The sequence below is a fragment of the Sporosarcina sp. GW1-11 genome (genome assembly GCF_033088395.1).
Lineage (GTDB): Bacteria > Bacillota > Bacilli > Bacillales_A > Planococcaceae > Sporosarcina.
This window is the reverse complement of the sequence record NZ_JAPMIW010000008.1, coordinates 71534-92899: the sequence shown is the minus strand read 5'-3', so window position 1 is coordinate 92899 and position 21366 is coordinate 71534. Positions and strand designations below refer to the sequence as shown.

24 protein-coding genes are annotated in these 21366 nt (G+C 42.0%); 15 read left to right on the top strand and 9 right to left on the bottom strand.

What is annotated here, in order from left to right; translation table 11 throughout:
- The first annotated feature begins 2 nt into the window (after window positions 1–2).
- Together ORD22_RS07290 and ORD22_RS07285 are read left to right on the top strand one after the other, a co-directional pair.
- A complete protein-coding gene (locus ORD22_RS07290; protein ID WP_317645271.1) occupies window positions 3–680 on the top strand; it encodes an ABC transporter ATP-binding protein in 678 nt (225 codons plus the stop codon).
- 286 nt (window positions 681–966) lie between these two features.
- Window positions 967–2046 carry a Fe(3+) ABC transporter substrate-binding protein gene (locus ORD22_RS07285; RefSeq protein WP_317645297.1) on the top strand — a complete coding sequence of 360 codons (1080 nt, stop codon included), beginning with the start codon at window positions 967–969 and terminating at the stop codon, window positions 2044–2046.
- 49 nt (window positions 2047–2095) lie between these two features.
- Here the strand turns inward: ORD22_RS07285 and ORD22_RS07280 are convergent, their stop codons facing one another.
- Window positions 2096–2608 (bottom strand): gamma carbonic anhydrase, encoded by a 513-nt coding sequence (locus ORD22_RS07280; RefSeq protein WP_317645270.1) that lies wholly within the window; start codon window positions 2606–2608, stop codon window positions 2096–2098.
- A 111-nt stretch (window positions 2609–2719) separates the two neighbouring features.
- Between ORD22_RS07280 and ORD22_RS07275 the strand changes: the two genes are divergently transcribed.
- The 4 genes from ORD22_RS07275 to ORD22_RS07260 are packed head-to-tail and all read left to right on the top strand — an operon-like array spanning window position 2720 to window position 5000.
- Entirely contained in the window at window positions 2720–3514 is a 795-nt protein-coding gene (locus tag ORD22_RS07275; protein WP_317645269.1) for an alpha/beta hydrolase, read from the top strand.
- A 26-nt stretch (window positions 3515–3540) separates the two neighbouring features.
- A complete protein-coding gene (locus tag ORD22_RS07270) occupies window positions 3541–3915 on the top strand; it encodes a fluoride efflux transporter FluC (RefSeq protein WP_317645268.1) in 375 nt (124 codons plus the stop codon).
- Window positions 3912–4253 carry a fluoride efflux transporter FluC gene (locus ORD22_RS07265; RefSeq protein WP_317645267.1) on the top strand — a complete coding sequence of 114 codons (342 nt, stop codon included), beginning with the start codon at window positions 3912–3914 and terminating at the stop codon, window positions 4251–4253. Before ORD22_RS07270 ends, ORD22_RS07265 begins: the two co-directional genes overlap by 4 nt.
- 18 nt (window positions 4254–4271) lie before the next feature.
- Window positions 4272–5000: a thermonuclease family protein gene (locus tag ORD22_RS07260; RefSeq protein ID WP_317645266.1), complete on the top strand. Its 729-nt coding sequence runs from the start codon at window positions 4272–4274 to the stop codon at window positions 4998–5000.
- A 46-nt stretch (window positions 5001–5046) separates the two neighbouring features.
- Here the strand turns inward: ORD22_RS07260 and ORD22_RS07255 are convergent, their stop codons facing one another.
- Window positions 5047–5574 (bottom strand): isoprenylcysteine carboxyl methyltransferase family protein, encoded by a 528-nt coding sequence (locus ORD22_RS07255; RefSeq protein WP_317645265.1) that lies wholly within the window; start codon window positions 5572–5574, stop codon window positions 5047–5049.
- Between the two features lies 1 nt (window position 5575).
- A complete protein-coding gene (locus tag ORD22_RS07250) occupies window positions 5576–6655 on the bottom strand; it encodes a type III polyketide synthase (protein ID WP_317645264.1) in 1080 nt (359 codons plus the stop codon).
- Window positions 6656–6892: 237 nt separating this feature from the next.
- Here ORD22_RS07250 and ORD22_RS07245 point away from each other — a divergent pair, with 237 nt between their 5' ends.
- The gene (locus ORD22_RS07245; RefSeq protein WP_317645263.1) at window positions 6893–7192 is read left to right on the top strand and encodes a cupin domain-containing protein; all 300 of its coding nucleotides are present in this window, start codon (window positions 6893–6895) and stop codon (window positions 7190–7192) included.
- A 49-nt stretch (window positions 7193–7241) separates the two neighbouring features.
- Here the strand turns inward: ORD22_RS07245 and ORD22_RS07240 are convergent, their stop codons facing one another.
- Window positions 7242–7688 carry a YaiI/YqxD family protein gene (locus ORD22_RS07240; RefSeq protein WP_317645262.1) on the bottom strand — a complete coding sequence of 149 codons (447 nt, stop codon included), beginning with the start codon at window positions 7686–7688 and terminating at the stop codon, window positions 7242–7244.
- Between the two features lie 88 nt (window positions 7689–7776).
- On the opposite strand from ORD22_RS07240, the gene ORD22_RS07235 reads away from it, so the two are divergent.
- From ORD22_RS07235 to ORD22_RS07225, 3 genes are all read left to right on the top strand, one after another.
- Window positions 7777–8013 carry a hypothetical protein gene (locus ORD22_RS07235; RefSeq protein ID WP_317645261.1) on the top strand — a complete coding sequence of 79 codons (237 nt, stop codon included), beginning with the start codon at window positions 7777–7779 and terminating at the stop codon, window positions 8011–8013.
- 113 nt (window positions 8014–8126) lie between these two features.
- Window positions 8127–8282 (top strand): hypothetical protein, encoded by a 156-nt coding sequence (locus tag ORD22_RS07230; protein ID WP_317645260.1) that lies wholly within the window; start codon window positions 8127–8129, stop codon window positions 8280–8282.
- A 45-nt stretch (window positions 8283–8327) separates the two neighbouring features.
- A complete protein-coding gene (locus ORD22_RS07225; RefSeq protein ID WP_317645259.1) occupies window positions 8328–9692 on the top strand; it encodes a leucyl aminopeptidase family protein in 1365 nt (454 codons plus the stop codon).
- A 38-nt stretch (window positions 9693–9730) separates the two neighbouring features.
- Here the strand turns inward: ORD22_RS07225 and ORD22_RS07220 are convergent, their stop codons facing one another.
- From ORD22_RS07220 to ORD22_RS07210, 3 genes are read right to left on the bottom strand one after another with little or no spacing between them, the layout of a single operon-like run.
- Entirely contained in the window at window positions 9731–10669 is a 939-nt protein-coding gene (locus ORD22_RS07220) for a TRM11 family SAM-dependent methyltransferase (protein WP_317645258.1), read from the bottom strand.
- The gene (locus tag ORD22_RS07215; protein ID WP_317645257.1) at window positions 10669–11121 is read right to left on the bottom strand and encodes a protoporphyrinogen oxidase; all 453 of its coding nucleotides are present in this window, start codon (window positions 11119–11121) and stop codon (window positions 10669–10671) included. The genes ORD22_RS07220 and ORD22_RS07215 overlap by 1 nt, the downstream gene beginning before the upstream one ends.
- A gap of 5 nt (window positions 11122–11126) precedes the next feature.
- Complete coding sequence (locus ORD22_RS07210; protein ID WP_317645256.1) at window positions 11127–12059, bottom strand: cation diffusion facilitator family transporter; 933 nt, start codon at window positions 12057–12059, stop codon at window positions 11127–11129.
- A 309-nt stretch (window positions 12060–12368) separates the two neighbouring features.
- Here ORD22_RS07210 and argH point away from each other — a divergent pair, with 309 nt between their 5' ends.
- A complete protein-coding gene (gene argH, locus ORD22_RS07205; RefSeq protein ID WP_317645255.1) occupies window positions 12369–13694 on the top strand; it encodes an argininosuccinate lyase in 1326 nt (441 codons plus the stop codon).
- Window positions 13695–13790: 96 nt separating this feature from the next.
- On the opposite strand, the gene brnQ is transcribed toward argH, so the two are convergent.
- Entirely contained in the window at window positions 13791–15110 is a 1320-nt protein-coding gene (gene brnQ, locus ORD22_RS07200; RefSeq protein ID WP_317645254.1) for a branched-chain amino acid transport system II carrier protein, read from the bottom strand.
- Between the two features lie 1073 nt (window positions 15111–16183).
- Window positions 16184–16963 (bottom strand): enoyl-ACP reductase FabI, encoded by a 780-nt coding sequence (locus ORD22_RS07195; protein ID WP_317645253.1) that lies wholly within the window; start codon window positions 16961–16963, stop codon window positions 16184–16186.
- A gap of 201 nt (window positions 16964–17164) precedes the next feature.
- On the opposite strand from ORD22_RS07195, the gene argC reads away from it, so the two are divergent.
- Genes argC through argD form a run of 4 tightly spaced genes read left to right on the top strand, consistent with a single transcriptional unit; the run spans window position 17165 to window position 21337 of the window.
- On the top strand, window positions 17165–18199 hold the full coding sequence (gene argC / locus ORD22_RS07190; RefSeq protein ID WP_317645252.1) for an N-acetyl-gamma-glutamyl-phosphate reductase: 1035 nt from the start codon (window positions 17165–17167) through the stop codon (window positions 18197–18199).
- Window positions 18200–18244: 45 nt separating this feature from the next.
- Window positions 18245–19468 (top strand): bifunctional ornithine acetyltransferase/N-acetylglutamate synthase, encoded by a 1224-nt coding sequence (argJ, locus tag ORD22_RS07185; RefSeq protein ID WP_317645296.1) that lies wholly within the window; start codon window positions 18245–18247, stop codon window positions 19466–19468.
- Entirely contained in the window at window positions 19431–20210 is a 780-nt protein-coding gene (gene argB, locus ORD22_RS07180; protein ID WP_317645251.1) for an acetylglutamate kinase, read from the top strand. Before argJ ends, argB begins: the two co-directional genes overlap by 38 nt.
- Entirely contained in the window at window positions 20207–21337 is a 1131-nt protein-coding gene (gene argD / locus ORD22_RS07175; protein WP_317645250.1) for an acetylornithine transaminase, read from the top strand. The genes argB and argD overlap by 4 nt, the downstream gene beginning before the upstream one ends.
- Window positions 21338–21366: the final 29 nt, after the last annotated feature.

The window sequence follows — 21366 nt, the reverse complement described above, 5'->3', positions numbered from 1 at the left end:
TTATGTTCGTACAAATTCAAAACTTATCTTTTCACTATTCCAGAAAACAGAAGCCGGTCATTGATCATTTTTCGCTTTCAATCGAACAAGGTGAAATCGTTGGTATTGTCGGGGCAAGTGGTAGTGGGAAAAGTACGTTATTACGATTACTGGCAGGACTCGAAGATCCAACGGGAGGCAGCATCGTGTTAGACGGGCGACTGATCGTAGGGGATCGAACGTATATTGAAGCAGAAAAGCGTGGCGTTGGCATGGTGTTCCAAAACTACGCACTATTTCCTCACCTGACAGTGGGCGAAAATATTTGTTTTGGATTACATAAATTGAAACGCTCAGAAAGAAAAAAACGCCTAGATGAAATGCTTGAACTAGTTCAGCTACAAGAATTCGCCAAACGTTATCCGCATGAATTAAGTGGAGGACAGCAACAGCGAGTTGCATTAGCTAGAGCCTTAGCACCAGCGCCATCCATTTTATTAATGGATGAACCGTTCAGTAACTTAGACACGAATTTAAAGTCACTAATCCGTATGGAAGTGCGTGACATTCTTCAAAAGGCGAATATTACGTGTCTATTCGTCTCACACGATCAAGCCGACGTAGATGCGATTTGTGATCGAACGATTTATATTGATTGTGCAACGTACGTTGGGGCAGATAAAGAAACAGTATTAGTATAAGTGAAGGGAATTATCGAGACGATACCGTTACTCTGTGTTGCAGGCGGATGTGTTTCAGGAGAGGACGAACGGATACTCCTCGAAGTCGCTAGTTTCCATTTTGCTTTACTTCGTATTTTTTATAAAGTCTTAAATGAGCCCAATATATGTTGGGCTTTTTTTTACATAAAAGAACATGAAAATACTAGCTTTTTTCTTGAAAATGTATTATGATTTGCATACAGATGAAAACGATTCTCATTATCAAACGGTTCATTTGAATGAAATAATAGACAAGGGGAGAAATATGTTGAAGAAAAATTCGTTAGTATGGGTATTTGCTCTATTGTTGCTGGTAGCAATTTTAGGCGCATGTAGCTCAAGTTCTGACAAAGCGGAACAAACAGAAAAAACTGCAAAAGAAGAAAAAACGGCTGGCGAAGTCAATGTTTACACAGCCAGACATTATGACGTAGATGCTATCCTATATGCCGACTTCGAAGAAAAAACAGGCATTAAAGTAAATGTAATCGAAGCAAAAGCACCTGAATTGATCGAGCGCTTGAAGCGTGAAGGACAAAATACACCAGCGGATCTATTTATGACAGTCGACGGTGGGATTTTGAACACAGCGAAAAAAGAGGGAATATTACAACCGGTTGAATCAGCAGAAATTGACGAGCGTGTTCCGGCAGAGCTTCGCGACACAGACAATCAATGGATTGGTTTATCTACTCGTGCGCGCGTCATCGTTTATGCGAAAGATCGTGTAAAGCCTGAAGATTTATCTACATACGAAGATTTAGCGACAGATAAGTGGAAGGGCAAGTTGCTTGTCCGTTCATCTGATAGTCTTTATAACCAATCATTAATGGCATCATTAATCGCACTTAACGGTGAAGAAAAAGCAAAAGAGTGGGCGCAAGGAATTGCGAACAACTTAGCGCGTGCACCTGAAGGCGGAGACCGTGACCAAGCACGTGCAATCGTTGCAGGTGTGGGTGATGTTGCAATTATGAACAGTTATTATGTAGGTCATATGTCTGTATCAGACGAAGTAGAAGATGTAAAAGTATTTGACCAAATCGGCGTATTCTTCCCGAACCAAGAAACAACGGGCACACATATTAATATTAGTGGTGTAGGTTTAGTGAAGCATAGTAAAAACAAAGAAAATGCAGTAAAGTTAATTGAGTACTTAACAACTGTAGAAGCGCAAGAACAAGTGTCAGACGAAAACTTCGAGTTCCCAGTAAATGTTGAAGCAAAGCTACCAGAAGTAATGGCGAGCTGGGGAACATTCACTCCGCAAAAAGTGGACTTTGCAGACTACGGAACGTATAATCCGAAAGCTGTAGAATTAATGAATCAAGTAGGCTGGAAATAAGTTGAATGCAAAAAAGCAGTCCTAGGACTGCTTTTTTAGTTTTGTATAATCAGTCTTGCAACTCTTTATACAGTTGGCCTTTGCGCGCATATTCATTGACGATACGTGTCATATCCGCACGATCTTCATCGGTCAATTCACGTACCACGCGAGCAGGAGAGCCTAGTGCTAATGTGTTTGGAGGAATTTTTTTACCGGGTGTAACTAAACTGCCTGCACCTATAAATGCACCTTCACCAACTTCGGCACCGTCTAACACTGTTGCACCCATTCCGATGAGTGCACCTTTTTTTATTGTGCAACTATGCAACATGACTTTATGTCCGATCGTTACATTGTCTTCTAAAATAAGTGGATATTTTGGACTTTGATGCAAGCAGCAGAAATCTTGAACATTTACTTTTGTTCCGATAATTGTTGGAGAAACGTCTCCGCGGATAACCGTATTAAACCAAATGGATGACTCAGGACCAATCGTCACATCTCCTGAAATAGTTACATAATCCGCTATATAAACGGATGGATCGATCACTGGCATTTTACCTTCGTATGGATAAATCAATCAAATCTCCTCTTTTCTACTAGAATCATGTATAATTTATCGTATCAAACATTTGGAATTTACGATACATAAGATTGTAATGAATAGAATAAGATAGTTAAATAAGGAGTGATGTACGTGTGGAAATGGGAAGCAGAAGGAAAAGCGAAAGCAGTTATTGTAATTGTTCATAATGCATATGAACATCACCGCCGCTATATATGGTTAATTCAAAAACTAAGAAGTGATGGGTTTCATGTGGTGACTGGGGATTTACCAGGCCATGGTACAGAAGGTTTGGAAGTTCATGCGGAAGCATTTAAAGATTATCGACGATTTATCAAGAAAATGATTCGTACCGGCTTGGAAGATGATTTACCTTTATTTTTATTTGGACATGGTATGGGAGCAACGTTCCTTTTGCGCTTATTACAAATGGAACATATTGAATGTGCGGGTGTTATTTGTTCATCCCCTTGGTTACACTTGGAATATAATCCATCGATGCGTGCAAAGATGTTGACGAAATGGTCACAGACTACAACAGTCGACCATGAAATCACAGCTGATCAATTATCACGTGATCCGGAGTTTTTGGAGCAATTTGAAGAAGATCCATTGTATGTGCCAGTAGTGTCAGGGGGCTGGTATCGTGAATTGCAGACACTTATGAAATCAGTCATGCAACCAGATTTAATCATACAAGATGTGCCGTTGTTGCTACATACAGGAGAACTTGATCGTATAACAGATCGGGAGTTCACACGTCGATGGGCATTTGCGCAAAATTTATCAGAATTGCAATATAAGCTGTGGAGAGAAGCGCGTCATGATGTATTCCAAGAACCTAATCGTGAAGATATGTATTTCTATACACAATCATTTATGAATAATGTTCTTCGTTCACTAGGTTATGTGATTGACTAACATAAAGAATTTCGGGATGTGAAAAGATGAGGGAACGACTGTACATAGGCATTGCAGGTGGAATCGGAGCCATGACAAGATTGCTTGTAGGCCAGCTCTTGCTCGTCAGTGGCGCATTTCCCGTGGCTACGTTTACGGTGAATATGGTCGGAACGATGTTGCTATGTTTTCTAGTAGAGTGGGCTAGACTCGGTCGTCGTCTGACACCACTCGCTGTGTCCGTTATTACAGTCGGCTTTCTCGGAGCCTTTACGACGTTTTCAGCGGTTAGTTTGGAAACGATTGTGTTGGTTGAAGAAGGTTTATTAGGGATTGCAATTGCCTATGTAGGGAGTAGTTTATTCGGTGGACTGGCGATGGCAGCGCTTGGATTTTCATTAGCAAAGAAGGTGGCTAGATGATGTTATACTTCCTAGCAGTTGGTTGTGGAGGGATTCTCGGGGCGCTGTTGCGTTATGAATGTTCCACTTGGTTGAACCAACGTTCGTTGCCATATGGGACGCTGCTCGTCAATAGTGTCGGGTGTTTTTTCATCGGCTGGATCATTGGAATGGAATTACCGACTGAGTGGACATTATTTTGGGCAACAGGTGTAGCGGGCGCGTTGACTACCTACTCTACATTGATGAAAGAAATTTGGACGTATTGGATAGAAGGTCGCAAAGGGCGCGCTGTTCTGTATACTATACTAACATTTGGATTGGGAATCGGTTTGGTATATAGTGGCTACAGTTTGTAGAAAAGAGGTTTTAACTCAATGAATAATAAAAAGCAAACGAAAAATAAGAAGTGGATTAGTTCTTTGTTACTCGCTGCTGTACTCGTGATTGCAGCTATTTATTTTCCAGAACTATTCGGTGATGAAGAAAAACAGCCAAGCCGCTCTGGATTGATCCCTGTCGAATTGGTTAAGACGATTGATGGCGATACAATTAAGATTATGTATGAAGGAAAAGAAGTAAATGTGCGGTATTTATTGATTGATACACCAGAAACGAATCATCCTCGTCTTGGCAAGCAACCTTTTGGACAGCAAGCAAAAGTCCGGAATCAAGAGCTTTTGCAAAAAGGGCAACTGGAGATTGAGTTCGATATTGGTGATAAATATGATAAATACGGCAGACTATTAGCTTATATATACATAGACGGTAAAAGCGTGCAGGAACAGTTGTTAAAAGAAGGATTAGCTCGGGTAGGGTACGTTTATCCTCCAAACACTAAACATTTAGATGCGTTCAAGAGCGCAGAAGCTCAAGCGAAAAAGTCTGGCATTGGCATTTGGACACTGGAAGATTACGCGACAGACCGTGGATTTGATAGTGATACGTATCCGAATAAAGAAAATAAGCAACCTGTTTCGGGAAAAATGGAGAGTTTTAAGAATTGCGCGGAACTCCGTGAGAAGTATCCGGAAGGTGTTAAAAAAGGACATCCAGCGTATGCCGAACATATGGATCGAAATCGAGATGGATGGGCTTGTGAATAATATACAAAAGGACTTTCTCATCGCGAGAAAGTCTTTTTGTATAGTATCAAAACACTTCAGTATAATTAGTTAGCTCCCGCAATGCTCTTTCCTCTGCAGGAATTCTTACGGATAGCATCCATAGATTCAATACAAAAAATAGAGCTACTGTAAAATAAGCGCTGAATAATAAGGGCAAGACAAGTAGTTCAGTCGTGACAATTACATAATTCGGATGGCGAATCCAGCGATAAGGTCCCTTTTTCTGAACAGTCGCACCCGGCAAGATCAGGATCTTCGTATTCCAGAACTTGCCGAGCGATGACAGACACCAGACGCGCAATAGTTGCATCAACAGGAAAGTTACTAGTAATAAACCCCAGACAGGAGAAAGCGGTCTATTGAACATAGTGACTTCTACTAGCAATGAAACGAAAAATGCGGTATGCATGAATACCATCCATTTATAGTGCGATGCTCCAACTTCAATTGCTCCTTGACTTCGCATCCACTGTTCGTTGCGCTTGGCGACGGTTAGCTCGACTAGTCGTTGAATTACGACAATAATGTAAACAAACAGAAACAGCTTGCCCATATCACTGCCACTCCAGTAATAGTAATTCTCCACAGAAGCCAGGTCCGAGTGCCGCCATTAAACCGAGTTCTCCTAGTTTTGGTTGCTGTTCAATGAAATCTTTTAATACATAGAGTACGGTAGGGGAAGACATATTGCCGTGATACTGCAATACTCTTTTAGAAGTAGCGGTCTGATCAGCTTCCATATGCAATGCTTTTTCATAGGCATCGAGTACTTTCTTGCCGCCAGGATGCGCGACGAAATGCTTTATGCGGTCCGTGGTTAGTTGTTGTTCTTCTACAAACTGATGGACGAATGGCCCGAGCCAGCTTTGGATGACATGTGGAATGCTTTTCGAAAATACGACATGCAAACCATCGTTTTTAATATCCCAACCCATCACGCCTTCTGAATCAGGCAAGAAGCGGGAAGAAGTTGCACGGATCGCAGGCATTGGACGTGAACATGTAATCGTTGATTGTACACCAGAAATTAATGCACAGGCTACTCCATCTGAAAATAATGAAACACCGACTAGATTACTTTTCGTTATATCATCGCGTTGGAATGTTAAACTACATAGCTCTAAAGCAAGCACCAGAACATTTGCATCAGGGTATGCTTTGCAGTAATCAAATGCACGACTTATGCCGGACGCGCCGCCTGCACAGCCAAGCCCCCAAATCGGAATACGTTTAATGTCATGTCGAAACGGTAATTGATTAATGAGGCGTGCATCGATACTAGGTGTTGCTAATCCACTGCTCGATACGAAGAAAATCGCATCAATCTCTGCAGGATCTACAGTACGCTCAAGTGTCGATAAATTAGTCAAACAATTCTCCACTGCCTGTTTGCCAAGCGCGACGGAATGTTCGAGATAGAGATTGTTTTTCGTTTCAAAGTCATGTGGCTCCGCATACCATTCGAGTGGCATACATACTTGGCGCGTATCTATTTCGCCATTTTGGAACACTTTTAACAATCGATCAATATCTTTAAATGAATCGGAAAAAAGGGAACGAGCAAAGTTCATCGCCTCTTCCTGTTTCAGTTCAACAGGTGGACAGACCGTACTGACAGATTGAATTGTTGGCATAAGCAACCTCCGTTAACTAGTATTGATAAAAGTAACATCTTGTAAACTATATGCAATAGATGCCGAAGACTTGTCTAAGAGACGAAACTTGCCTCAAAGAGTACGCGATGTGATAGTACTTTACTATTCCCTACAACCTACATTGGAAACCTATGAAATGAAGCGATTTTTGTTTCGAATAACTAGGATTTCATGATAAGCTAATTGCGAAAGAATTATTGAAAGGAGAGAGTAGACATGAAATTGATTGATACGAAGATTCAGTTGACTGAGAAAGAAAAGCATCTGGCGAAGGTGGCGAGTGTGAACAATGCGACGCTGACGAATATTCAGCTACAGGAAGGCCAGGAAATTGCAGAACATGATTCAAAGAACGAGGCATTTATTATCGTGCGCAAAGGAAAAGTGCGTTTTACGGTAGAAGGAGAGCCCGTTGAAGTGACTCCAGATACGATTTTACATATGGCGCCGCTTGAGAAACATAGCCTTTATGCGATTGAAGATACGGATTTAGTTTTGATACAAGTAAAGCCTTGAATATGGTTAAACTAAAAAACGCTAATTCAGCCAGTGAATTAGCGTTTTTTTAGTTTGTTGGGAAAGTGTCGCATAATTTTCGTAGACTCAAAACAAAATCTTCTGTCTGATCAGCTGTCCGTTTTTTGGGGCCGCGTAATCTGCCACCCGCACGACGGATTTTCTGTGCCTTATGTCGTGCAGCAAGCAATTGGTCGATATTTTCGTTTGTGAACCATCTGCCGTTCTGGTCTAGTGGCAAGCCTTGTTTGGCTAATGCCATTGCGGCTAAGCCGTAATCTTGTGTCACGACAATATCGCCTTTTTTGATCCGATTCACTAGAACAAAATCGACTGCGTCAGCACCCTTTGACACTGTAATTGTCTCCGCGCCTTCTCTATGCATTTCATGTGCGGTATCACAAATTAAAATACACGGTAGATCGTACTCTTTTGCCACCGCAATAGTTTCGTTAATTACGGGGCAGCCATCCGCATCTACTAAAATAGTCGTCACGTTTTCTTCCACCTTTCGCTGTAGTCGATACGTTTAGTATAGCAAATATCGGGTAGGATAAGGGAAAACGAAAGATTGAGGTGACGAAATGGCTGATTTACCAAAAGAAGAAAGAACAACAGTGCAACAGCGTGAGCAATATGGACGCGAAATGGATGCGCGTAATGCCGCTTTGGAGAATGTTGAAGTTCCACTTGAAACGCATGCCTTAGCTGAGCATGAAATCCCGCCACCACTAACAGAAGAAGAAATTAGAGCGAAAGTCGGCAATCAAAATTATGACAACGCCACAGATGATAACGCACCAACTTCAATTAATAGCTAAAGAACTGACACCAAGGGACATTTAGAATGTTCCTTTTTTGTACTTGGTAAAATGAAACATAGTACACTCTCAAAACGTATAGATAGCATACATGACTAATGGAGTGATATAAGATGAATGAAGGATATGTTGTTGGCTGGGGGACGCTAGCTTTGATCAATGCCGTACTTGCACAGGGGAAAAATCGTAGCGGTCTGAATTGGTTCATACTCTCAATTTTTCTTGGACCGATTGCAACACTCTTCTTAGCACTGTCGGGTAAAAAGTGATAAACTATTTAGGAAACCGAAAGAGTGAGAGGGGTAACTTCAAAAATGGAAATTAACACAGAAATTTTATTCGCAAATGATAGTCAAGTAACGAAAAATCAGTTGGTGAAACAATTCGTCGAGAACCAACCAGGCGGACATTGTTCACTCGTACTAGGGGATAAGCAAGTAGTCGTTTTAAAAGATAAGCAGTGGAAATCACTAGATGAAATCCGCAGTATCGCTGGAGAAGTATCACGCAGTGTAGCAGCGCAGAAAGTAAAGTCTGCAACAATTCAAGCAGATCAATTAGCAAAGAAGTGGTCTGTTACAGACGAAGCAGTTACTGCATTCGTAGAAGGTTGGCATCTCGGAGCGTATAACTTCGATCGCTACCAATCCAAAAAGGCGAATCCTGTAACGAAACTGACTGTTATTGGTTCGGATCAAGCATCAGTGAAAACAGGAAGAGTGCGAGCAGATGCGATGGCATTTTCTCGTGACTTGATGAATGAATTATCGGATGTCTTGAATCCAGAGACATACCCGGAAGTATTGAAAGATCACTTTAAAGGTACAAAAGTGAAAATCGATGTACTAGGCAAGAAGGAAATCAAAGAGCGTGAGATGAACGGCGTGTTGACGGTTTGCCGTGGTAGTAAATATGAGCCTTCATTTGTTGAGATGACATTGCAGACGGATGCTTCGAAGCCATTAGTTGCCCTTGTCGGTAAAGGCGTAACGTACGATTCAGGTGGTATTAGTTTAAAAGGCGGACGTGACGATAGTGATATGCGTATGGATATGGGCGGCTCGGCTGCAGTAAGCGGTGCGTTGTCACTACTTGCACATTCAGATGCAAAAGTGAATGTAGTTGTGTTGATTCCAATGGTTGAAAATACACCTGGACCGGATGCGGTAATGCCGGGTGAAGTGATTCAATACAAGAATGGAATCAGTGTACAAGTAGGGAATACCGATGCGGAAGGTCGTTTGATTTTGGCAGATGCCTTGATCCGCGCGGGGGAACTTGGGGCAGAATATACGGTAGATATCGCAACACTAACAGGAGCAGTCGTCGGGGCACTTGGTACGGAAATCGGTGGAGTTTTCGGCGATGAGGATCTAGCGTATAAAATGAAAAAAATCGGCGATCAAAACGGTGACTTTGTTTGGCCACTACCTTTAGTAGATGTCTATGAAGAATCTCTAGATAGCGCGTATGCGGACTGCAACAATATCAGTTCGATGTCTGTAGCTGGTTCGATCACTGCTGGGCTGTTCTTGCGTAAATTCGCTCCGAAGAACAACTGGTTGCACGTCGACATGGCTGGAGTAATGGATAAGCAGAAACCTAAAGGCTATTACACAAAATCTGCAACGGGCTATGGTGCTCGATTACTAGCAGATTATACAGTTTCATTACATTAAAAAAAAGACGAGTGGAAGTCACGCTTCCGACTCGTCTTTCAGTATGTACACAATACCACTTCTCGAGAAAATGTACCTTTCCGCGCAAGACACCGATCGGTGATTTTCCAACCAGCTTCTTTAAGCATATCATCCATATTCTCTATCGTAATGATTAAACAACTCTTCGCAAAGCGTCGTGCTTCCTTTAAAATAGCGAGCTGTCCTTCCGCTGTGATATGCGTGAAAAGATTATACGGCATATCAATAATCGCAATATCATATACTTCTTTTACTTCTGCAATCGGCCCAATCTCTACTTCGCCTTGTAACCCGAAATGAGCAATGTTCTTTCTAGAACCATAGACGACTAGGGGATTGATGTCGCGGCCTTCAATCGGAATACCCATCGACAAAGCTTCCACAAGAACCGTCCCAATCCCACAACAAGGATCGATGACACGGATGCCTTCAGGATGCGGTACAGCAATATTGACAGCGGCTCTAGCCAAACGTGTACCGAGCGCAGTGGAATACATATGAGGCTTCTGCTGATGTACATGCCAGTCAGAAGAACTTTCAACTAGTTCTCCTACATACCACTGATCTTCCAATTGCATAATTCCAATCAATAGTTCAGGATGATCTAGCTCAGGTTCACCTTTGATCTGTAGTCCTACTTGGCGCTCGATATTCCGTCGTTTGGCATGTCCTATTTTCTCAGTACTTGCTAGTTCCATATCATTTAAGCAGACAGTCTTGAATGATTTTTCTACTTCCAATTCAGCCGCTTGTTGCACTAATGAATCCAAGCTATCGGTTTGAATCCATACTTCTAAACGCGCCTGCATGAACGGACTTCGAGACGGATTGACTGCCACCTCACTTAGAATGACATTATCTTGCACGTCTTTCCCGAAAAAAGAACGCATTTCCATCCGGCATAATTCCTGCTCATCACGATGCCGGATATACGTATAGATAAATTTTGTAGTCATTACTGGCCTGCTCTCATTTCGTTAAGGTCGCCAAGTATACCGTAAAGAAGTTGCAAGACGTCTTGAATCGGCATGGATTCCTCAAAACCTTCAATTGGATCAAGCGGCATATTCACTTCCCAGAAACCTTCATTATCGGAAAACGAGATGCTACATCCGGTAAGTTTGTGCTGTAGTTTATTTTCGATAAATTCGCGGATTGCGTTGCCTTCTTTTTTCTTACCTTGTAAACCGAACAACGCCATGTACGTTTTGAACATATCATCTACTTCCAATACTAATGAATCTACATTGATGTTGTCGAAGTCAGGAGAATCAACATAGAAAAATTCAGCTATATTTGATTGTAGATAAGAAATGGGTTGCTGTGAAAAATGATCATCTGCGGTACGGATTACTTCTTCCGTTTCCTTCAGGCATACTTCTAGTGCGTTAATTGTTAATGGGTTCATATCATTCACTCCTCGTTTGTAAGTATACCGGATTGTTTTTCGGGATACCATGGATTTAAATGAATTAATACTTCGTCTACATCTTCATTTTGCGCCATGATCAAATTACGTAATCTACTTGAAATCATATGTCCTTCCTGAATTGTCAAATTGCCTGTGACACCGATGCGAATATCGACTAATATATAGTGGCCGTGTTCGCGTGCACGCAACCGATCAATTCGTTTTACTTCAGGCATGGAACGGATAATTTCTTCGAATGCAACCAGACGCTCGTCGCTCACACTTTTCTCCATTAAAATATCGACACTCTCTTTTCCAATATCCATTGCGATACGGAAAACGAGGATTGACACAATAATACCTGCAATCGGGTCGCCGTAGGCTAGTAGAGGAACGTTGAATGTGTCACCAATTAATGCAAGCCCAATCCCGACAACCGCAGCAAGTGAAGCGTAGATGTCGGCTAAATGATCATAAGCTGTCGCGATCAAACCTTTACTGTTTTCTGCCTTGCCAACACGCATTGTATAGATATACAATACGTATTTCCATACGAGTGAGACGATCGCAGTAAGTAACGCGATTCTACTTGCTGTTGCTGGATCTTCAAATAAAGCCATCACTGCTTCGAATGCAATATAAATAGAAGCTAAACCTAAAATGATGGCTACAATACCTGAGCCGATGACTTCTGCTTTACCATGACCGTATGGGTGATCTTCGTCAGCTGGTCGCTTAGAAATTTGCATCGATGTCAAAGCAGCGGCAGAAGCAACGACATCGCCTGCGTTATGAAAACCGTCTGCAAGTAAAACAGGACTTCTAAACAGAAAGCCGACGATTAGTTTTAATGCAGTTAACACAATATTACTTAGTAAACTAATCCATATAGCTACAAGTGAAGCTTTAGCATGTTTTGAATTGTAAGTTGTCATAAAAGTTACCCTCCCCTAATAGTAGTGTTTCCTTAAAGCAACAAAAAAACCTCGCCTAGTGTGGGCAAGGTTTGGAAATTTTTTAAAGGTTGTGTTGGGACAAAGTTTCTCATTGTCATCACTCATTCATTTGTAGTTCATTTATTATCACATGAAACAGTTCATGATGCAACTATATGGCACGGAACTCAAACTAGAAAGTTGATTGTATATGTGTCAAACTATATAGATAGTGTCGTTGCACTGACGAATAGAAAACACTAATTATACGTGAATGTGTATAAAAATACGATTTGGGAGGTTGGATGAATGATGAAACTTTGGGGCGCGCGTTTTAACGGTAAAGCAGATGAAGCCATGGAGAAATTCAACAGTTCTCTTGCTGTGGATTATCGTTTATTTCGAGAAGATATAGCTGGGAGTATCGCACATGTCACGATGCTAGTTCACTGTGATTTATTGACGCCGGAAGAAGGCGAGTTACTCGTTAATGGCTTGCAGTCCATTTTGGCTGATATCGAATCGGGTGAATTAACAATCGAAGGAAATTATGAAGACATCCATTCATTCGTTGAAATGAATTTAACTGAACGGGTAGGCGAAACAGGCAAGAAGTTACATACCGCGCGTAGCCGGAACGACCAAGTGGCAGTCGATATGAGACTATATGCTAAAAATCAGGCGTTTGTCGTAATGGATGCTTTGCAAACATTGATCGACTCACTCGAAAGAAAAGGTAAAGCGAATAACGTCATAATGCCTGGTTATACACATTTGCAACGTGCGCAAGTTGTTACGTTTGGTCACCATTTAGGAGCATACGCGCAAATGTTCACGCGTGACAAGAAACGTGTACAAAATGCATTAGAGATTCTTAATGAAAACCCATTAGGCTGCGGTGCTCTTGCTGGTACGACACATTCGATAGACCGCGAAGTCACAACGGTATTGCTCGGTTTTGATAAGCCAGTCGATAACTTCCTCGACGGTGTCAGCGATCGGGATTATGTAGTGGAATTACTGTCTAGCTTCTCATTAATCATGATGCATATGAGCCGTTTAAGTGAAGAACTCATTTTATGGAGTAGCCAAGAATTCCGTTTCGTGACGATTTCAGATGCTTATTCAACAGGTAGCAGTATGATGCCACAAAAGAAAAATCCAGATGCAGCAGAATTGATCAGGGGAAAAACAGGACGCGTCTACGGTTCACTCTTTGCGTTATTAACGACACTGAAAGGATTACCACTTACGTATAATAAAGACATGCAAGAAGACAAAGAACAATTCTTTGACGCACTCGACACAGTACTTGACTGCTTAGAAATCATGTCTAAAATGATCGACACATTAACCGTCAACGCCGATCATATGAAAGCAGCTATTAAAGGTGGTTTCCTTAACGCGACAGAGCTGGCGGACTATCTAGTCGCAAAAGGCACACCATTCCGTGATGCGCATGAAGTCGTCGGGAAAATTATTATTTATTGTGAACAGAAAAACAAAGCAATCGAAGACTTAACCGTAGGGGAACTGCAAAAATTCAGTGACCATATTGAAGATGATATTTACGAATACATCGATTATGAAGTGATCATCACTAAAGGGAATAAAGGATGGATGAAAGGGGAGTGACATGTAATTTTATTTCCTCATGATTTTGACTACGTATAATAAGAAAAAGCCTGCAAAAGTATGCAGGCTTTTTTTCGAATAAATAATTGTAATAACTTATTGAACCCGCGGCTTGCCTTGCGCAAGCGCCACGATAAATCCAATAAAACCAAAAACAACTGCAGGCACAATCCATCCAACGCCTTGATCAAACAGTGGTAAATACGCTAATACCTTCAAAATGGGCCCTAGCTGCACGTTGAATGCATTTAACATGTCGATAAATCCTACGACACCTGCAGCGGTCAAGCCGTATATATAGACCTCGTGATAGCCTCTAAACAACCGATCGAATAAGCTAAATGAAATCAACACAATGGCGAGCGGATAAACACCGATCAATACAGGAATCATCACGTCTAGTAATTTCGTTAAGCCGATATTGGAAATGGTAGTTGTAAAGCCACAAATGATAAATACAAACATTTTATAAGAAATAATCGGTATAACTTTGGAAAGATAAGCCGCACTTGCGCAAGTCAATCCAATAGCAGTCGTCAAGCAAGCGAGAGTTACAGCCAAACCGAGTATATACAGTCCGCTATTGCCCATTAAAGCATATGCAAGCTTCGCTAATATATCACCACCATTTTCTGCACCAGCTGCGATGACACGACTTGTTGTCCCTAAGTAAGCAAGACCCGCATAAACCAAACTTAAGCCGATAACTGCAATCGAACCTGCTTTGATTGTAATGGAAGTAATCTCTTTACGATCGGTGATACCTTTCATCTTTACTGCATTTATAACGATAAGCGCAAACACAAGAGCCGCAATCGCATCCATCGTGCCATAGCCCTCAATGAATCCTTTGGCGAAAGCATCTTCTGTAAATGGCTCCCACGCAGGACCTGCTTTACCGACAGGATTGACAATCCCAATAACGATGAAAAACGTCACAATCACAAGCAAGACAGGCGTTAAAATACTGCCGAAACGATCAACGATTTTATTCGGCTTCAATGATAACCAAACAGTTATACTGAAAAAAAGCACTGAAAATACTACGAGTCCGAGTGTTCCATAAGCGTTCGGCACAAAGGGGGATATGGCAATTTCATACGCTACTGTAGCAGTTCGTGGAATACCGAAAAATGGACCGATTGCTAAGTAGATGATCAATGGAAAAATCATCGCAAATAAAGGTGAGGCTTTGCCGGCCAAATCATTTAATTGCGCACCGCTCATCGTAACTGCAATGACACCAAGGTAAGGTAATCCGACACCGGTGATTAAAAATCCGGCAAGCGTGATCCATGTCTCGACTCCAGCTTGTTGACCTAGAACTGGAGGGAAAATCATATTGCCCGCGCCAAAAAACAGGGCAAACATAGTCAGCCCTAATTTCAACGTGTCGAATTTGGTAAAACTATTCATGTGTAAAGCCTCCTGAGGTACTTTAAAAAGTGTATGTATTTTGATAACTTGTAGTATGTATAGCCAACTAGGCCATTGTTGCTGTAACACTATATGATAAGTAATAATGTTCTGTCAAGTATACAGAAGTGAATTCTCAGTAATTGGTAGAGAAAATGTAATAATGTCTGTATAAGGTCAAAAATCAGACTTAATTTTGATCACTGAATACACTTCGATGCTTGCGGGTGGCTCATCGCTTCGCTACCGCTTGTAAGGCGCCTTCGTTTAGTGGTGAAAGGTAAGTAGCATAGTACGTTGAAGTCTAAAAGTGAATTTTATTATGTACCAAAGACTACCGTAATTACACTGTACTCAAAAGCGAAGGCACAACTGCGGGGTCAGCCGAAACAAAGAGACAGCTAGCGCGACTTTCGCTAGTTGGCTCTTAGTGGGAGGCAATCCCCCACGTGCCGAAGCGATGATAGGAAAGCTGACCTTTACGAACTTCAGTATCGAAAATAAGTCGAGCTACGACACAACACGGTTTTCCCTGTAACAAAGCCTACTAAAACTACTCTGTCCTTACTAGCGAAGGCACAACTGCGGGGTCAGCCGAAACAAAGAGACAGCTAGCGCGACTTTCGCTAGTTGGCTCTTTGTGGGAGGCAATCCCCCACGTGCCGAAGCGATGATAGGAAAGCGACCTTTACTAACTTCAGTATCGAAAATAAGTCGAGCAACGATCCAACACAAAATTGGTTACCCCCGTACCAAAGCTTACAAATCATCACTGTACTCATTAGCGAAGGCACAACTGCGGGGTCGGCCGAAGCCAGGAGACAACTAGCGTCTTTTGCTTGTTGGCTTCTGGCGGGAGGCAATCCCCCACGTGCCGAAGCGATGATAGAAAGCTGACCTTTACGAACTTCAGTATCAATAAAGAGTCGAGCAACGCCACAACACAAAATGGTTTTCCTATGTACAGAAACCCACCTTAACTTCAGCACCGTAAATCGGTCGAGCTACGACACAACAAAAAGGCTGTCGCAAAAAGTTGGGAATACACAACTCCTTGCACAACCCTTCTTTAATTACCCCATAATATGATAACCAGCATCGACATAAATCACTTCACCCGTCACGCCGCTTGATAAATTACTAAGCATCGCTACAGTCATATCGGATACTTCGTCAGGTGTAACATTACGCTTCAGAGGTGCACGCTCTTCAATTTTACTAAGAATGGTATTAAATGAAGGAACTCCTTTTGCAGACAGTGTGCGAACCGCTCCTGCAGAGATTGCGTTGACACGAATATTCTGCTGACCAAGTTCAGATGCCAAGTAGCGCACAGACGCTTCAAGAGCTGCTTTTGCAACACCCATCACATTATAGCCTTCTAGAACACGTTCAGCTCCTAAATAACTCATTGTAATAATCGCACCGCCTTCAGTCATATAATGACGAGCTTCACGTGCCGCAGCGACTAATGAATACGAGCTAGAATCTTGAGCGAAAGCATACCCTTCACGAGTCGTTTCGACGAACGGATTATGCAAGTCTTGTTGATGTGCGAATGCAATAGAGTGAACGACCCCATGGATTACACCGACTTGTTCGCCGATAGCTTTGAAAGCTTGTTCGATGCTTTCGTCACTATTTACATCACATTGTACGATTTGAGTCGCTGTAAATTCATTCTTAGCCAATGCTTTTTCTAATTTATCGCGTGAACGATCTTTCCGATACGTGAAAATAACATTTGCGCCTATTGAAAATAACGCTTTTGCGACGCCCCAGCCAATACTGCGTTCATTCGCCACACCCATGATGACGATATTTTTTCCTGACAACTTCAATAAATCTACCATAATAGCCTCCTGAATTTTCATTAGATACTTTATCATTTAATACTCTTCATACATAATAGTAACATATTGCGCGAATGACATGTACCTTTTCTATAGAGTAAGTTATAGTTAATTAAATTAACTGTTAATAAATAAAAATACAGTTGACTTTATAATTATACATACGTATACTTATCATTAATGAATAATGAGGTGATGACGTTGAAGGTAGGAATCATAGGAGCGTCCGGGTATGGTGGCCTCGAGTTGATTCGGTTGCTGCATAACCACCCGGAAATTGAAAAGATTGATTTATTCACTTCCTCTGAAGTGGGGACTATTTTTTCTGAGAAATATCCGCATCTCGTGAATATTCACGATCAGCCGATGCATGAAATAGCACAAGATCACATCAGCAAGCTTGATACAGTGTTTTTCAGTACTCCAGCAGGTGTAACAACTTCGCTGCTACCTCCACTAGTAGGTGCGGGTCCCAAATTGATTGACCTAGCAGGAGACTTTAGATTGAAAGATCCTGCTTTATACGAGCAGTGGTATCAGAAAGATGCGCCTGCAAATGAATTCCTTGAGAAAAGTGTCTATGGACTGCCGGAGTGGAATAAAAAAGCAATACAGGAAGCAGAATTCATTGCCAATCCTGGATGTTATCCAACAGCAGTTTTATTATCGTTGCTTCCATTATTAAAGAATAAATTAATCGATGGTAGCCAACTAGTAATTGATGCGAAAAGTGGCGTATCAGGTGCAGGTAATAAACCGAGTCAAGCAACGCATTTCAGTGAAACGAATGAAAACTTCTCGATTTATAAAATACATCAACATCAACATATACCGGAAATCGAACAAGCGATGAATCTGTTTGCTGATCAACCTGACCCTATTACATTTACGACACATCTCGTACCAATGACGAGAGGAATTATGGCTACGAGTTATGCGAAAGTGAATGGACAAGTCACGGAACAACAACTAGTCGACTGCTTGAAAGAAACGTATGAAAATCATCCGTTCGTTCGAGTATTAACTGATATCCAAAAAATCGGCACGAAACAGGTATACGGCTCGAACTATTGCGATATACATGTCAAAGTGGATCCGCGAACGAATCGCGCAACGATCATTTCGGTCATTGACAATGTAGTAAAAGGTGCAGCTGGACAAGCAATACAAAATATGAATATTCAATACGGTTTGGATGAAACGACTGGTATTGCAAATATTCCGTTATTCATATAATCTACTAAGAGAACAGAACATATGAGAATTGAGGCGAGCACTATTATGGAAACGATTGAAAGCATGAAGCGCATTTCGCGTAAAAATATTATCTCACCAAAAGGTTTTAAGGCAGTCGGTATCCATTGCGGTCTAAAGCATAAGAAAAACGACCTAGCTTTATTAGTCAGCGAAGTTCCAGCAAGTGTTGCGGGTGTCTTCACAACGAATGCTATCCAGGCGGCTCCGCTTGCTGTCACGAAACAAGTAGTTTATGAAACGAAGAAAATGCAAGCAATCGTTATCAACTCGGGCAATGCCAATGCGTGTACAGGCAAGCAAGGTATGAAAGACGCGTTTACGATGCAACAAAAAACGGCCGAACATTTAGGAATCGACCCAAATTTAGTAGGGATCGCTTCTACAGGTGTGATTGGCGAACAGATGAAAATGGAACCATTACTATCAGGTATTGAGAAACTAAAGCCATTGGATACATTAGAAGGTTCTATTCAATTCTCACAAGCTATTTTAACGACAGATACGGTGACAAAAAATACAGCGTATGCAACGAGCATTGATGAGCGTGAAGTAATCATTGCAGGTGTCGCAAAAGGTTCAGGGATGATTGAGCCGAATATGGCGACGATGCTAGGTTTCATCACAACAGATGCGAACATTGAATCGGAGCATTTGCAACAAGCACTAAAAGGAATTACAGACGTTACTTTTAACTCCATTACAGTAGACGGTGATACGTCGACAAACGATATGGTACTCGTGATGGCGAACGGCCTGGCGGGGAACCACACGCTAACACCTGATCATCCTGATTGGCAGTCATTCGTCAACGCTTTGCATGCAGTTGCACGTGACTTGGCGAAAATGATCGCAAAAGATGGAGAAGGAGCAACAAAATTAATCGAAACTAAAGTAACAGGTGCAATTTCCGATGAAGAAGCACGTAAAATTGCTAAATCGGTTGTTGGATCACCTCTTGTCAAGACAGCTGTATTCGGTTGTGATGCAAACTGGGGTCGTATTATCGCTGCAGTAGGGTATAGTGGCGCAACGATTGATCCAGAAGCTATCAAAATCTATATCGGGGATACGCTTGTAGTAGAAGCGGGGGAACCGATTCCATTTTCAGAAGAAAAATTACTTATTTATTTGAAGCAGCATGAAGTGAAGTTTTTAGTAGAACTAAACCAGGGAACTGGTAAAGGAACGGCATGGGGGTGCGATCTAACGTATGACTACGTCCAAATCAATGCAACCTACCGTACGTAAACGGCAGGTCATTAAGCTCGGTGGCAGTATGCTCGATGAGTTAAGTGAATCATTTTTCAATCGTATAAAAGAATTACAGCAACAAGGCATACAATTAGTAATTGTCCATGGTGGCGGACCGAATATCAATCAGGAATTAGCAGACAGAGGCATTACATCTTCTGTAGTGAATGGTTTCCGTGTCACGTCTGGCGAAGCGATTGGTGTCGTACAATCGATTTTAATTGGTCAAGTCAATCCGGCGCTTGTTCACAGATTCAATCGTGAAGGTGTGAAAGCAATCGGACTTAGTGGCTTCGATGCAAATCTGTTCACTTGTGATTTGCTTGATTTTGAAACGTATGGCTATGTAGGTGAAATCAAACAAGTGCAAACGGATATCCTTGACACTTTGCTAGACGCAGGCGTAATTCCAGTCATTTCTTGTATAGGTGCAACAGCTGCAGGTGAGCCTTTGAACGTCAATGCGGATACAGTAGCTAGTCAGATTGCGTTAGCTGTAAATGCGGAAAGTTTACTTCTTGTTACTGATACACCAGGCATAAAAATTGATGATAAACCGCAAGCGCAAGTAGTGCCTTCAGCTATTCATCACTGGATTGAGACGGAAGATATTTACGGTGGAATGATTCCGAAAGTACAAGCAGCGATCGATTGTTTAGAAGCGGGCATCCCTTCTGTGCAGATTGTCGGTCAGCAACTTACTGGTACGGTCATAACCAATGAGGAGGCAATCGCGTGACTTTTTTGTTTAATAACTATGCAAGACGTGCGGTGCATCTAGTCAAAGGACAAGGCACCATCGTGACAGACGATAAAGGAAAAGACTATTTGGACTTTACGAGCGGCATCGCTGTCGTCAGTTTAGGCCATGCACACCCTGCGATCGTCAAGGCGTTACAGCAGCAGGGGGAAAAACTATGGCATATTTCCAATTTATTCGAAAGTCCTGAGCAAGAAAAATTAGCTGAATCTTTAGTGAAAGACACGGATCTTGCGTATGCATTATTTTGTAATAGCGGAGCGGAAGCGAATGAAGCAGCTATTAAACTTGCGAGAAAGCATACGGGTAAGCATCATATCTTAACGTTCAAGCAATCTTTCCATGGCCGTACATTCGGCGCAATGGCTGCAACAGGCCAAGAAAAGATTCAACAAGGTTTCGGCCCTATGCTTCAAAGCTTTGAAGCTTTACCGTTTAACGACATCGAAGCGCTAAAGAACGCAGCCAATGAAAACGTGGCGGCAATTATGCTAGAAGTCATCCAAGCAGAAGGTGGCGTCAATTCCATCGATCCTGCATTCGCGCAAGCGGTGATGGATATTTGTGAGCAACATGGAATTTTACTAATCATCGATGAAGTTCAAACAGGTATCGGTCGAACAGGGACTCGATATGCATATGAACAGACGGTATTGAAGCCGGATATCGTATCATTAGCAAAAGGCCTGGGTGGTGGCTTCCCAATCGGTGCATTGCTAGCCGGTAAAGAGTTATTCGAAACATTCGGTCCTGGCTCACACGGCACGACATTCGGTGGAAATCCGTTGGCAGTCGCTGTAGCGCAAGCAGTTATTGACCATGTCTTTGAACCGGCATTTTTACAAGACGTACAAAATAAATCAGCGTACTTGAAAGCACAGCTTCAAGCAGCATTACCAGCTGAAAAGTATTCTATCCGTGGCAATGGTTTGTTGGTTGGAATTCATTCGGACGAAGAAATTAGCCCGTTCATTCAACAAGCCGAACAGCAAGGCTTACTAGTAGTGCCAGCTGGAACAAATGTCATTCGTCTATTGCCGCCACTAACAGTTTCAACTGATGAAATCGATCAGGCAGTTGCGCTATTGAAAAACATTTTATCGTAACATGCACTTGAATTAAAGTAGACCGTGAG